The organism is Streptomyces flavotricini (assembly GCF_020639365.1).
GTDB lineage: Bacteria > Actinomycetota > Actinomycetes > Streptomycetales > Streptomycetaceae > Streptomyces > Streptomyces flavotricini.
This window is the reverse complement of record NZ_JAINUL010000001.1, coordinates 7510232-7523736: the sequence shown is the minus strand read 5'-3', so window position 1 is coordinate 7523736 and position 13505 is coordinate 7510232. Positions and strand designations below refer to the sequence as shown.

The following is a 13505-nucleotide window of genomic DNA, read 5'->3' as shown; positions in this document are numbered from 1 at the left end:
CAGTGCTGTCGCGAGGGTCTTGAGGTTTGTCGTCACACACGAACCAACGAGACCCTCGCTTCATGCGCCCAAGGACTTCGGACTTACTCGTCTAGCCCGCATCGGCCGCCCGGCGCATCTGCGCCACGTCCAGCTTCTTCATCTTCATCATCGCCGCGGTGGCGCGGTTGGCCCGCCCCGGGTCCGGGTCGGTGATCAGGTCGATGGCGCCGGGCGGGATGACCTGCCAGGACACCCCGAACTTGTCCTTGACCCAGCCGCAGGCGGACTCCTGACCGCCGTCCTTCGTCAGCTCGTCGTAGTAGTAGTCCGACTCCGTCTCGTCGGCGCAGTGGATCTGGAACGAGATCGCCTCGGTGAAGGGGAACTGCGGGCCGCCGTTGAGCGCGACGAACTTCTGGCCGTTGATCTCGAACTCGACGACCATCACGTCGCCGGCCCGGCCCGGTCCCGCCTCGTTGTAGTAGCCCGTCCGCCCGATCTTCCCGTCCTTGAAGACGGACACGTAGTAGTCGGCGGCGGTCGCCGCGTCGCCGTCGAACCACAGACACGTGGTGAATCCGTTGCTGCCGCTCATGACTGCCTCCAGGTGGGTGCGTGGTCGAGTCCGTGCGCGCGTGCGCGCACCGCCTCACTCCCATACAGACCGGCCCCGGGCCCGAAATTCATCGGTGGGCCCGGGGCCGGTCGGCAACGCTTCCTGATTGCACTCCAACGGCTTACACCGCGGGCCCGGCCCCCATGGCGAGCATCCGGTCGACGACGCGCTCGGCGGCGCCGCCGTCGTCCAGGTCGCAGAACTCGGCACGGAACGCGGCCCGCGCCTCCTTGAACTCCGCCCCGACCGCGTCCACGTTGCGGACGGCCTCGATCAGGCTCGCCGAGTCCGCCAGCAGCGGGCCGGGGGCCTTCGCCTCCAGGTCGAAGTTGAAGCCGCGCAGCGTGGTCCGGTAGTGCTCCAGGTCGTACGTGAAGAGCAGGATCGGCCGGTCGGTGAGCGCGAAGTCGAACAGCGCCGAGGAGTAGTCGGAGATCAGCACGTCGGCGACGAGCAGCAGGTCCGTGGCGTCGTGCCAGCGGGACACGTCGACGACGAACCCGTCGCGCACGCCGTCCCGTACCTGCTCGGTGACGTGGTGGTGGCCGCGGATCAGCAGGACGTGGTCCTCGCCGAGCTCGCGCCGCGCCGCGTCCAGGTCGATCTGCAGGTCGAGCTTGTAGCCGCCCGACCAGCCCTCGCGGTTCTCGCGCCAGGTCGGCATGTAGAGGACGACCTTCTTGCCCTCGGGCAGGCCGAGCCGGCGGCGGACCTCGGCGATCCGCTGCGCGTCGGGCTTGACGAGCGCGTCGGTGCGCGGGCTGCCGGACTCGATGACCTCGCCCTGGTAGCCGAGGGCGCGCTTGAGCAGGGGCGTCGCGTACGAGCTCGGGGAGGCGAGCAGCGACCACTGGGCGCTGTCGTGCTCCAGTCCCTCGAGGATCTCGGGGCTCGTGTAGTAGTCGTGGATGAAGTCGTGGCCGATCTCCTTGATCGGCGTCCCGTGCCAGGTCTGGACGACGACCTGGCCGGCGCGGCGCTGGAAGCGCCGCGGCACGCTGTCGTTCACGACGTAGTAGCGGGCCCGGGCCAGGACCTCCCAGGCCTCGGTGCTGTCGTACTGCACGGCGCGGGCGGTCGGGGGGACCTCGGCGCGGCCGTCGCGGACGAGCCAGACGTGGTCCAGCTTCTCGCCGCGGCGCAGCAGTTCCTCGTGGACGGCGCGGGGCGCGTCGCCCGTGCCGTTGCCCTGGTGGGTGTCGTAGACGGCGATGTCCTTGACCGGCAGGGCGCGCTGCGCCGGGTAGGTCTCGTACCGCGTGACGCGCTGGGCGTACCGGGTGCGGTCGTGCGGGCTGAGCAGCGGGTCGGCGACGAGCACCATGCGGTCGTAGAAGCGGGCCTCGACCCGCATCCGGCGGCCCTCCACGGTGATCGCGTGCGGTCCGGCCTGCAGGGCGGTGGGCGCGAACTGCACGGGGGCGCCGCGGTCGACGCCGAGCAGGCCCGCGGTGGTGCCGCCCTGGGCGAGCGGACGCAGGGTGGGCCACCAGCGGCCCTTGGGCAGCGTGGTGCGGCCCGCGTAGGACTCGGGGAGGACGGGCTCGAAGGTGGATTCGAAGCGCTCGCCGTCCCGGGTGACCGGGTAGCTGAACTCGGTGCCGTGGGCGTCGTGCAGGACCAGCTCGTACGGCTCGTCGACGGGCGCGACGAACCGGCCCTTGAGCGTGAGGGTGCCGTCCTGGCCGGTGACCGAGTCGACGAGCGGCGGCGAGGGCTGCACGGAGAGGGTCAGGTGTCCGGTGTTGCCGCGCTTGGCGAAGAGGGCGCGGTCGGCGCCCCCGCCGGGCAGGGGGACGACCAGGCCGGCGAAGCCGCCGCGCTCGTCGTGCGCGAGGCGGTGCTCGGAGCCGTCGGCGCCGACCACGGTCAGGCTCCACGGCTCGGGGGTCCACTCCCCGGGCTCGCACTGCGCGTCCGGTACGGCGGCCAGCTCGGCCAGCGGTACGCGCACGGTGAACGGGATCCGGCCCGCTCCGCCGGAGCCGCTCGCGGCGGCGGTCTCCACGGGCAGGGTGAGGACGGTGGCGGTGGCGACGTGCTCGGCGCGCAGGGTGGCGCCGGCCCCGATCTCGGCGGCGAGCTCGCCGGACACCTCGACGGCGTCATCGCCCGAGGTGCGGACGTCGAGGGCGCGGGCACGGACGGTCTCGACCTGGATGGTGAGGGCGCCGGTGGCGTTCGGGACGATGCGGACGTCCGGGGTCACCCAGTGGGCGGGCGGGTTCTGACCGGTGTCGGACTCGCCGCCCTTGAGGCGGGCGCGGTGCAGGCCGCCGGCGCCGGTGACGGCGACGGAGGTGGTCCATATGCCGTCGGTCCACTTGCCGCCCGACTGGAAGGCGGTGGGGTCGACGACGGCGGTGAAGCCGGCCCAGTCGGCGTGCCGCAGCGCGAGGTGCGCGGCGTTGACGGTGGCCATCGGGGAGGCGACCGTGCGGGCGGTGACGACGGTGCGGCGGCGCTTGCCCCCCTCGCGGAAGACGAGCATCTTGCGCGAGCCGAGGCGGCTCTCCGCACCGAGGTGGCCGGGGAGCGCGTAGCCGCGCAGCAGCAGCTTGCCGTCGCTCCAGACGGCCTGCTCGAGGCGGCTGACGACGCGGCGCTCGCGCGGGCCGAGGGTGAGGATCTTCGCGGGGACGGGCGGACGGCCGTGCAGGAACGGGTAGTCGGCCTGCGGGCGGGCCAGTCCCTTGACGGGGACGCTGTAGGAGTAGTCGCTCTGGTGCTTCGTGAGGGCGATGAAGTCCTCGACCCGGCCTTCGCGGGCCAGGTACGCCTTGAGGCGGTCGGCGACGGTCAGGTCGGACCAGGGGCCGGTGCCGATCTCGCGGACGAGGCCGCCGACCTCCTTGACGAAAGCGGCGCGGAAGTCGGCGCCGCCCTCCCCGACGTACTTGTAGATGAGCGGGAGTTCCTCGCTCAGCACGTTGTAGTCGTAGTCGCGCAGGTAGCGGACGTACTTGGCGCCCTCCTTGCCCTTGAGGGCCTCGCGGACCAGGCGGACGGAGGTGACGCGGTCGATCAGGGAGACCGGGTCGGTGGAGCGCTGGGTGATGGAACGCTCGCCGGTCTCGCGCACGCGCCAGTGGTAGACGCAGTCGCTGAGGACGTCGACGCTGGAGGCGAAGTAGTGCGCGGGGATGCTGACGGGGGCGTCCTCGTAGAGGATGCCCTCGGGGTACTGGAAGCCGTGCTCGTCCCAGAAGCTGCGCCGGTAGACCTTGTTCCACGCGGTGCGGTCGGTGACCAGCGCCGGGAACTTGGAGATGTGGGTCTTCAGCTGCGTCTTGGCGAAGGCGGCCCGGTGGCCCCAGGACTGCTGCATGCCGACGGAGCGGAAGCGCTTCACGTTGCCGCCGGCGAAGTCCGAGCCGGTCTCGTCGAGGGCGGCGATCAGGCGCTCGTACGCGTAGTCCGGCATCGTGTCGTCACTGTCGACGAAGGCCAGGTACTCGCTGCCCTCGGAGGCGTGGCGGGCCCCCACGTTGCGGGCGGCGCCGAGTCCGGCGTTCTCCTGCATGACGACCCGGAAACGCTTGTCCCGCGCGGCGAAGGCCTTGGCGATGACGGCGCTGGTGTCGGTGGACCCGTCGTCCACGAGGATGCACTCGAAGTCGGCGAACGTCTGGGCGGCAATGGACTCCAGGCACTCGTCGAGATAGAGCTCGACGTTGTAGACGGGGACGACGATGCTCAGGCGCGGGGGCATGGGTGGCGGGTTCTCCAGCGTTTCAAGCTATTTCGATGATCAGGTGATGAGAGCATCCTACTCGGTAACGGGATGATAAAGTCCCCCCATCCTGGACATACGCCCCATGCCCACCGGGGCGGACGGCAAAGAATTCAGCCGCCCGCCACCTCCGCGTCGGAGTCGGACCGAACGTCTGCTCAGACTTCGAGCTCCGCCTCGATCTTCGTGAGCTGGTGCCGGGCCATCGCGAGGTTGGCCCGGCCGCGGTCGAGCGCGAGGTAGAGGAAGAACCCCTTGGAGTCGCGGCTCTTCATCAGCCGGATGAGGTGGTACTGGGTGCCGAGCGTGATCAGGATGTCCTCGATCTCGTCCTTGAGGCCGAGCATCTCCATGGTGCGGACCTTGGCGCGCACGACGTCGGTGTTGCCGGCCGCGGCCACCGTGAGGTCGAGGTCCTTGCCGCCGCCGATGGTGCCGAGGGCCATGCCGCTGCCGTAGTCGACCAGGGCTGCGCCGATCGCGCCGTCGATGGTGGCGAGGGTTTCCTTCAGTGCGGTTTCCACGTTGGCCATGAGTGGCTCCTCATTCTTTCTCTGGGTTTGTGACGGATTTCAGGTGGTTATCTGGCGGTTTGTGCATTTCATGCCGGTATGTACCGACTACGCCCGGTCCGTGGGGAGATGAATGTGCGGGATCTCGGGACCGCGGCGCCCGAGGACCTGGTCGATGAGCTCGGCGATGCGCAGGCTGGAGCGGCGGGCCTCCAGGTGGAGCCGGCCGACGTTGACGCGCGGCTCCGCGATCAGGGTGAGGACGGCGGCGTCCCCCGCCGCGTAGGTGGCGACGTATCCGTGTTCGCCGCGTACGAGCAGTTCACGGAATCCGCCCTGGCCGGTGCAGTCGCTGAGCCGCTGGGCCACGCCGAGGGCGGCCGCGGTCAGTGCCGCGACGGACTCCACCTCGGTGGCCGCGCTGTCCTGCGCGAGGACCAGGCCGTCGGCGCTGCCGGCGAGGGCGCCGGTGAGCTGGGGGACCCGGGCGCGCAGCCTGCGGAGCTCGGCGAGTATGTCCGCTTCGGCCTCGGGGGGCACCATCGCCGTGCTCATGTCGGTCTTTCTCCTCTCTGGCTGCCTCCGCTCGGAGCGGTCGGCGCGCTCTGAGCGCAGAGCCGGTCGCAGCGGGAGCCTCACAGGCTTGCCTCCAGTGCGTCGCGTAACCGGCGGAGCAGCGCCACGTCCGGGGATTGGGTCTGGGTGATCCAGTCGGGCAGGGGTGTTTCGACCGGTGCCAGGACCGGAGCGTGCGGGGTCTCGACGAGCCCGGCCGCCGCGAGGCGCCGTACGTCGAGCAGCGTGTGGAAGGCCGGACGGCCCAGCACCCACGCGAGGTCGGCGGGGGTCCGTACGCCGTCCGCCCGGGCCAGCAGGAGGCGCTGGCGGGTGGTGACGGTCTGGCCGGGGGCGGCGGCCCGCGGCACCACGGGCGAGGTGTCCAGCAGCGGGTACGGCCATACCGCGTCGAGCAGTTCCCGCCGGCGCCGTGTCTCCCGCTCGACGGCGGCGGCCGGGACGGAGCGGACGGAGCCGATCCAGTGGGTGGCCCCGCGACGGAACCGGGAGGGGCCGGTGCCCGGCGAGAGGGCGAAGAAGGCGGCGTCGAATATCGCGGCGAGGTGGCAGATCTCCAGTTCACCGCCGGCCAGGCCCCCGCTGTCCACGAGGAAGCGGGCGACCTGGCGGCGGGCGCCGGCCCGGTCCACGGCCTCGCGCCAGCGCTCGGGCGCGAGGCCGCCGCCGGTGGTGAGGAGGACGTCGAGTCCGGGGGTGGCCGGGCTCTCGGCGTGCACGATGCGGCCGTCCTCCAGGAAGAGGGTGCCGCGGTCCCGGAGCAGTGCGCCGGTGGCGCGTTCGGCGGCGAGCCGGGTCAGGAGGGGCGAGACGGCGACGGGGGCGAGGCCGCTTATCTGCGCGGCGGTCATCTGAGGACCAGCCCCTCGGCGAGGATGCGGAGTCTGTGCCGGGCGAGGGCGAGGTTGCCGTCGGTCCGGTCCAGCCACAGGTGCAGGAAGACGCTGCTGTCGAAGCTGGTTTCGACGAAGCGGAGGACGTGGTAGCCGGTGCGGGTGGTGACGATCAGGTCCTCCACCGGGAGGCCCAGTCCCGTTTCGCCCGGGGCTCCGCCCGGTGCGGAATCCGGAGCCGGCTGGGCGAAGGACTCGTACTCGGCGGCCGCCCGGGCTAACTCGGCGGTCTCGGCGGCGGTGGTCTCGTGGTCTCCGACCGGCGAGTCCCCGGCGGTGCCGAGGGCCAGTCCGCTGCTCCAGTCGACCAGCGCGGCCCCCCGCGCACCAGGCAGGGCCATGGCTTCGAGCAGGCATTCGTCGATCCCGGGCACGCGGGCTCCCCTCCCGGCCAGACGTGCGAGGTGCACGGTCTACGGCGCGACAGGAGGGAACTTACTCACGTTCCCCTGCGCGGAAGGGGCTTCTGGCATTTTCCGCGGGAACATGCACAGAACCACGCGGCTGCTTGGCCGGAACGCGTCGACTTCTGATCACGAATGTTGATCACGGCCGTCGGCCACGCGAGAGGGCGCGTGCGGCTCACGGGCGTGCGGGGCGCACCGGGGGCTCGGCCGGGGGCTCACGAAGCGAGCGGAAGATGCTCCGCGAGCCGGAAGGCGCCTCCCTCGCGCTCGACGTACCCCTCGTGGCTGAGGGTGCGCAACAGGTGGTAGACGGTGGGCAGCGGAATCCCGGTGAGCCGCGCGAGCCGTTTCGCCGTCACCCCGCCCTCGGCGTACATCGCCTCCAGCAGGCGCAGTGCCCGCTGCACGGATCCGATCAGGGTGGGTGCGCTCTCGCCGTCCTTCTGACCGCCGTCGGTGACCATGAATACTCCCCCTGCTCCGGTACGAGTCCTGGCACCCCCATGAAAGTCGCTCCCGGCCCGCAATCCCAGCTGACTCGCGCACATCCGGACATAAGATCACTACGCCCCGGCCGCAGCCCCGCGTCATCCGGGATTTCTCGCGCCGAGGAGGCGCTCGGCCATCGTTTCGATCAGATCCGCCGGCGGGTACGGTTCGAGGAGCGCCGGGACGGTGAGGTCGTCGACGATCAGGCCCAGCATCGCCAGGTAGAGCAGCACCACGCCCTGGCGGTCGCCCGGCAGGCCGGCGTCCAGGTGCCAGGCGACGTTCGCCTCCAGCTCGGCGCCCTGGAACTCGGCCAGCTCCGCCTGGAGTTCGGGGCGCCGGATGCCCTCCAGGCGCAGCTCCAGCATCGCGATGTGCACGCTGCGTTCGCGGCGCATCCGCTCCAGGAGCTGCATGAGCAGCACCTTGGTGTCGAGCGCGCCGGTCAGGTCCGCGGGGTCGGGGGTCAGCCGCTCACGGGTGCGGTGCAGGATCTGTACGAGCAGCTGGGCCCGGTTGGCGAAGTAGTTCGACGCGGTGCCCGTCGGTACGCCCGCCTCCGCGTCCACCGCGCGCAGGGTCAGGCCCCGCGAGCCCTCGCGGGCCAGGACTTCGATGGCGGCGTCGAGGAGGGCGGCTCGGCGCTCCGGGTTCTGGCGCATGGGCGGTTCCCTGACGGTGGTGGCGGGTTGGCGGCGGGGGCGACGGGTTGGTGGCGGGGGGCGGCGGGTTGGTGACGGGGGCGGCGGGTTGGTGGCGCGGGTGGCGGGTTGCCGGTGCGCGGGCGCGGCGCGCGGCCACTGCACACGCGGTGATTCGGACACGCTAGCGGACCCGGCTCGGTCCCGGCCCTCCCCACCGCCCCCTCCCCCGTGTCACCCTGCCCGTCATGGAGCGGATCATCGAGGAGATACGAGAGGACCTGTCCCGCCGGATCACCGTGACGGCGGACCGCCTCGCCGACCGGACGCTGGCCGAGGACCCGGCGTACGCCGCCCTGCTCGGCCGGGCCGAGCTGCGCGAGCGGATCCGCCTCGGCCTCCGGCAGTGCGTCGAGGGCCTGGACCGCGGCGTCCGCGGGCTGCCCGTGGAGCTCGACGACGCCCGCGCCACCGGCACGCTCCTGGCCGAGCAGGGTCTGCCGCTCGCCTCGCTGCTGCGCACCTACCGGCGCGGCGGCCGCATGGTCTGGCAGACCCTGAACGAGGCGGTGGCCGCGCACGATCCGGCGGCGCTGCCCCGGCTGCTGCCGGCCGCGGCCGTGCTGTGGGACGTGCTGGACCGGCTGACGGACGCGGTGGGCGACGCGTACCGCCGCGCGGAGACCGCCCGCTCCGACCGCGACCGGGAGCAGCGGGCGGCCCTGCTGGACGCGCTGCTCGACGGCGCGGGGCCGCCGGAAGGGCCCGCGGCCCGGCTCGGTCTCCCCGAACGCGGCCGCTTCGCCGTCGTCGTGCTCGCGCCGGGCGCCGCGGGTGCGCCGGCCGGCTCCCGCCCGAGGCAGCGGCCGGCCCGACCGGGGCGGCCGGCCCGCGCGTGCTGTGGCGCATCCGCGCCGACGGGGAGACCGGTCTGGTGGAGCTGGGCCACCATCCCCTGGGATCCGTACGGGAGCTGCTCGGCCCGCTCGGCGCCCGGGCCGGGGTCAGCCCGGTCGTGGAGAGCCCCGCGGACCTGGCCCGGGCGCACCGGCTGGCCGCGCTCGCGCTGCGCACCGCCCCCGCGTCCGGCGGTCCGTGCACCGCCCTGCTCGACGAGCGGCTGCCCACCGCGTTGGTCGCCTCCCAGGCCGAACTCGCGGGCCGGCTGCGGCAGGTGGTGCTCGGCCCGGTGCTGGCGCTGCCCGCGGAGGACCGCCGGGTGCTGCTGACCACGCTGGGCACCTGGCTGACCTGCCAGGGGTCGACGACGTACGCCGCCCAGCGGCTGTACTGCCACCGCAACACCGTCTCGAACCGGCTGCGCCGCCTGGAGCGGCTGACCGGCCGCACGCTTTCCGACCCGGCGCACGTGGTGGAGCTGGCACTGGCCCATGCGGCCGTCCTCCAGCGCGCGAACGACCCGGCTACCTCGCCGGCTCCGCAGGCTGCACCGGCTCCGCCGGCCGGGCCGACTCCAGCAGGTACGGCACGTCGATCACCGCGACCCCCGGCATGAACAGGAGCCTCGCCTTCAGCCGGAGCGCGTTCTGGTTGTGCAGGGGCTGTTCCCACCAGTGCCCCACCACGTACTCGGGGATCACCACGGACAGCATGTCCGTGCCCTCGGCGGCGGCCAGCTCCTGCACGTGCGCGAGCACCGGCCCGACGACCTCGCGGTACGGCGAGTGCAGGATCTTCAGCGGTACGCCCGGGTCGTGCTCCGCCCAGGCCTCGCGCAGCCGTCGCCCCTCCTCCTCGTCGGCGGCGACCGTGACGGCGGTCAGGGTGTCCGGCCGCAGGGCCTGTGCGTAGCCGAGTGCCTTCAGCGTCGGGGCCTGCACGTTGGCGACCAGCACGAGCACGTGGTGGCGGGAGGGTTTGCGCGGTTTGACCCCGGGGGCGACGGTGACCTGGGCAGAGACCCGGTCGTAGTGCCGGCGGACCCCCTTCATGCCGAAGAAGAGCAGGGGCATCGCGATGACGACCAGCCAGGCGCCGTGCGTGAACTTGGTGAGCAGGACGATGACCAGCACCACGGCGGTCAGGGTGGCGCCGACCGCGTTGATCGCCAGTCGGCGGTGGATGTGGATCCGGTCCGCCTTGGGCGTGGCCCGGGAGGCGAGCTCGCGGCGCCAGTGCCGGACCATGCCCGCCTGGGAGAGGGTGAAGGAGACGAAGACGCCGATGATGTAGAGCTGGATGAGGCGGGTCAGCTGGGCGTCGAAGGCGACGATGAGGGCGACGGCCACGAGCGCGAGCAGCACGATGCCGTTGGAGTAGACGAGCCGGTCGCCGCGGTTGAAGAGCTGGCGCGGCGCGTACCGGTCCTTGGCCAGGATCGAGGCGAGCATCGGGAAGCCGTTGAAGGCGGTGTTCGCGGCGAGGATCAGCACGCCGGCGGTGACGGCCTGGAGCAGGTAGAAGAGGAAGTGCCAGCTCCCGAAGGTGGCGCGGCCGATCTGGGCGAGCGCCGTGGACATCGGTGTCCCTGGGGGCAGGCCCAGCTCCGTCGGGTCGGCGGCGACGTGCACCTCGTAGACCATGGCCAGGACGGTGATGCCGAGGAACATGGTCACCGACAGGACGCCCATCGCGGCCAGCGTGTTGGCGGCGTTGCGGCTCTTGGGCTTCCGGAAGGCGGGGACGCCGTTGCTGATCGCCTCGACACCGGTGAGCGCCGTACAGCCGGAGGCGAAGGCCCGCATCGCGAGCAGCACCAGGCCCAGGCCGGTGAACGTGGCCTCCGCGGTGATCGGGAGGTCGGCGGACTCGGCGCGGATCGTGTCACCGGTCGCGAGCCGGACGGCCGCCACGGCGAACATGACGTAGATGACGAGAACGAACCCGTAGGTGGGGATGGCGAAGATGCGCCCCGACTCCCGTACGCCGCGCAGGTTCATCAGCATCAGCAGCGCCACGAACCCCACCGAGAGCCAGACTCCGTGGTCGCTGAGGGAGGGGATCGCGGAGGTGATGGCGTCCACGCCGGAGACCACGGAGACGGCGACGGTCATGACGTAGTCGACGAGCAGTGCGCTGGCGGCCGTGAGGGCGGCGGTCTGGCCGAGGTTCTCGGAGCTGACGATGTACGCGCCGCCGCCGCCGGGATAGGCGTAACAGGTCTGCCGGTAGGAGGCGACGACCACGATCATCAGGAAGACGATGGCGGCGGCCGCGTACCAGGCGAGGTGGAGCAGCGCGACGCCGCCGAGGGCGAGGATCAGCAGGATCTCCTCGGTGGCGTAGGCCACGGAGGAGAGCGGGTCGCTGCAGAAGATCGGCAGCGCGAGCCGTTTGGGCAACAGGGTCTCGCCCAGTCGTGCGGTGTCGAGCGGTTCACCCACCAGCACGCGCTTCAGATTGATACGCCTCATCCCGGCATGATCGTGCATGTTTCATGCAATTCATCCCTTATGGGGACTGTGTCATGCCGCTGGCCCGGCGGGCCCGGCCAGTTCCTCGGCCCGGTGGGCCAGCCACAGGTCGTGGCGGGCGCTCGGCGACCGGAGCAGCGAACGCTCCAACAGGGCCTCGATCCGGGTCAGCCGCTTGCGCGCGCCCGGCACGGAGATGCCGAGCGCGGCCGCCGCCGGGACCAGGTGCGCGTCGTGCCGCAGCCAGGCCCGTACGGTCTCGCGGGCACCGGGCGGGGCCTCGCGCCCGGTCAGCGGCGCCAGATGCGCGCGGGCCCAGGCCGCCAGGTCGGGGTGGCGCAGGACGCCGTCCAGATCGCCGGGATCGCCCGCGGCCCCGGCACCCGGGGACGCGTCCGGGGAAGCGCCCGGCCCGCCCGGGGTCAGCCGCAGCGCGAACGAGAGCTCCGCCTGCTCGGGCAGCCGCGCGAGGTCCCTGCCGAGCACCGACTCGATCAGGCGCAGCCGCATGGCCAGGGTGTTGCGGTGGATCTTCAGCAGCCGCGTCGCGTGCGGCCCGAAGTTCAGCCACGCGTGGGCCGTGGCCCGCAGTTCCTGGGCCCCGGGGTCCTGGGCGCGCCGGGGCTCGTACGTGTGCAGGGGCGCGAGCAGCGCCTCGGCCCAGCCGGTCCCCGCCGCGTGCGCGGCCAGCTCCAGCTCGGGTCCGGGACCGAAGCGGGCGTGCCGCCCCGCGCGGCCGCGGGCCACGGCCAGGGCGTGGAAGGCCTGGGTGTACGCGGCCGGGGCCTCGCGCAGCCGCAGGTGCCCGCTCACCCCGACCGTGCAGTCCCGGGCCACGCCCACCAGCGCCTGGGACAGCGGGTCGTGCTCGGCGGAGGTCGCCGCGTGGGCGTCCGGGACCAGGGCGATGAGGTGGCGTACGTACACCGGGCAGCGCACGGTCCAGGCCCGGCCGCCCGTCAGCTCCTCGCAGAGCCGGGCCACCTCCCCCCGCTGCCCCGGCCGGCATTCCACGACGTACATCCGCAGCGGGTCGGGCAGCGGGGGGCCGAGCGCCTCGGCGATCTGGTGGGCGGTGGAGAGCCGGCCGTTCATCAGCAGGTGCAGGACGGCCTCACGGGCCCGCGATTCCGCCGTCTCGGCCCGCTCCTCGCGCCGCTCGGCCTCCTCGGCGCGCAGGACGAGGGCCAGCACGGCGGCGGAGTCCGCGAGCAGCGCGGGTGCCTCCGGATGGTGAGGGAGGTCGGGCAACGAGGCCAGCACGCGGCCCCCGTCCAGCGCGAAGAGCAGTGCGGCCGCGCGCTCGCCGTGCAGGACGGCCGAGCTCACGCCCCGGGCCCGCAGCTCCGCGGCCCCGCGGACGGCGAGCTCGGGAACCGCGCCCGGATCGGCGTCCTCCACCACACCGGTCCAGCCGCCCAGCCGCGCGGCGAGCCACTCCAACAGGGCGGCCGAGCCGCCGGAGTGGGCGATCCGGTGCACCTTGAGGACGTCCTCGGACCGGTCGCGGGACCGCTGCGCGGGCGTTGGCGGGAGGGGGAGGTGGGACATGGGATGCTCCCTTCGGTCCGGGCCGAACCGTGCTGTGCCGTGCCGCGCCGTGCTGTGCTGTGCTGTGCCGCGCCGTGCCGCGGCTCGCCGTGCCGGTCGGCCAATGCCGATTGTCACTGTGCCCGCCGATACCCCTGCCACCCGGTCACTGTGCAGGACGGACCCTGCGGACCCGCCGCCGACCGCCTAGGTTCGACTCCAGCGGTCGGGCCCCGGGATCGACGGGGGAGTCCCCGGGGCCCCTCGCGCACTCCGCTCCGCGGCGCTCACATCCGGGCGGCCGCGCTGCGGATGGCCTCCCGGATGCGGAAGTAGGTGCCGCAGCGGCAGATGTTGGCGATCGCGTCGATGTCCTCCTCCGTGGGCGTACTGGTCCGCTTGAGCAGCGCGACGGCGGCCATGATCTGGCCGGGCTGGCAGAACCCGCACTGGGCGACGTCCTGTTCGAGCCAGGCCTCCTGCACGGGGTGCAGCGCGTCTCCGTCCGCCAGCCCCTCGATGGTGGTGACCGTCTTGCCGGCGCACGCGGAGACGGGCACCACGCACGGGCGGACGTCCACCCCGTCGAGATGGCTGGTGCAGGCCTTGCAGACGTCCACGCCGCAGCCGTACTTGGGGCCGCGGACGCCCAGCATGTCGCGGAGCACCCACAGCAGGGGAAGATCGTCGGGCGCGTCCACGGTGACGCTCTGCCCGTTGACGGTGAAGGTGTGCGAGGGCACGGCGGACTC

12 protein-coding genes and 1 pseudogene are annotated in these 13505 nt (G+C 72.7%); 2 read left to right on the top strand and 11 right to left on the bottom strand.

Translation table 11 applies throughout. The features are described 5' to 3' along the window. Positions 1-91 precede the first annotated feature (91 nt). The 8 genes and pseudogenes from K7B10_RS34415 to K7B10_RS34380 form a co-directional block, all read right to left on the bottom strand. Positions 92-577, bottom strand: a complete 486-nt coding sequence (locus K7B10_RS34415; protein WP_229342766.1) for a VOC family protein — start codon at positions 575-577, stop codon at positions 92-94. Positions 578-719: 142 nt separating this feature from the next. After that, on the bottom strand, positions 720-4310 hold the full coding sequence (locus K7B10_RS34410; protein WP_229342765.1) for a bifunctional glycosyltransferase/CDP-glycerol:glycerophosphate glycerophosphotransferase: 3591 nt from the start codon (positions 4308-4310) through the stop codon (positions 720-722). Between the two features lie 179 nt (positions 4311-4489). Next, positions 4490-4864, bottom strand: coding sequence for a hypothetical protein (locus K7B10_RS34405; RefSeq protein ID WP_030157853.1), 375 nt, complete (start codon positions 4862-4864; stop codon positions 4490-4492). 87 nt (positions 4865-4951) lie between these two features. Further along, positions 4952-5398: a roadblock/LC7 domain-containing protein gene (locus tag K7B10_RS34400; RefSeq protein ID WP_229342764.1), complete on the bottom strand. Its 447-nt coding sequence runs from the start codon at positions 5396-5398 to the stop codon at positions 4952-4954. Between the two features lie 80 nt (positions 5399-5478). Continuing rightward, on the bottom strand, positions 5479-6270 hold the full coding sequence (locus K7B10_RS34395; protein ID WP_229342763.1) for a transcriptional regulator: 792 nt from the start codon (positions 6268-6270) through the stop codon (positions 5479-5481). Next, positions 6267-6686 (bottom strand): hypothetical protein, encoded by a 420-nt coding sequence (locus K7B10_RS34390; RefSeq protein WP_229342762.1) that lies wholly within the window; start codon positions 6684-6686, stop codon positions 6267-6269. The genes K7B10_RS34395 and K7B10_RS34390 overlap by 4 nt, the downstream gene beginning before the upstream one ends. Before the next feature lie 275 nt (positions 6687-6961). Continuing rightward, positions 6962-7183: pseudogene (locus K7B10_RS34385) on the bottom strand (helix-turn-helix domain-containing protein); the annotation flags it as partial. A gap of 123 nt (positions 7184-7306) precedes the next feature. Further along, a complete protein-coding gene (locus K7B10_RS34380) occupies positions 7307-7870 on the bottom strand; it encodes a TetR/AcrR family transcriptional regulator (RefSeq protein ID WP_229342760.1) in 564 nt (187 codons plus the stop codon). 227 nt (positions 7871-8097) lie between these two features. On the opposite strand from K7B10_RS34380, the gene K7B10_RS34375 reads away from it, so the two are divergent. Next, entirely contained in the window at positions 8098-9078 is a 981-nt protein-coding gene (locus tag K7B10_RS34375) for an RsbRD N-terminal domain-containing protein (RefSeq protein WP_229342759.1), read from the top strand. Next, the gene (locus tag K7B10_RS34370; RefSeq protein WP_229342758.1) at positions 9039-9365 is read left to right on the top strand and encodes a helix-turn-helix domain-containing protein; all 327 of its coding nucleotides are present in this window, start codon (positions 9039-9041) and stop codon (positions 9363-9365) included. Before K7B10_RS34375 ends, K7B10_RS34370 begins: the two co-directional genes overlap by 40 nt. Here K7B10_RS34370 and K7B10_RS34365 read toward each other — a convergent pair. The 3 genes from K7B10_RS34365 to K7B10_RS34355 form a co-directional block, all read right to left on the bottom strand. After that, entirely contained in the window at positions 9274-11223 is a 1950-nt protein-coding gene (locus tag K7B10_RS34365; protein WP_229342757.1) for an APC family permease, read from the bottom strand. The genes K7B10_RS34370 and K7B10_RS34365 overlap by 92 nt on opposite strands. Before the next feature lie 51 nt (positions 11224-11274). Then, positions 11275-12774 carry a PucR family transcriptional regulator gene (locus K7B10_RS34360; protein WP_229342756.1) on the bottom strand — a complete coding sequence of 500 codons (1500 nt, stop codon included), beginning with the start codon at positions 12772-12774 and terminating at the stop codon, positions 11275-11277. A gap of 266 nt (positions 12775-13040) precedes the next feature. Next, complete coding sequence (locus K7B10_RS34355) at positions 13041-13496, bottom strand: (2Fe-2S)-binding protein (RefSeq protein ID WP_229342755.1); 456 nt, start codon at positions 13494-13496, stop codon at positions 13041-13043. Positions 13497-13505 lie beyond the last annotated feature (9 nt).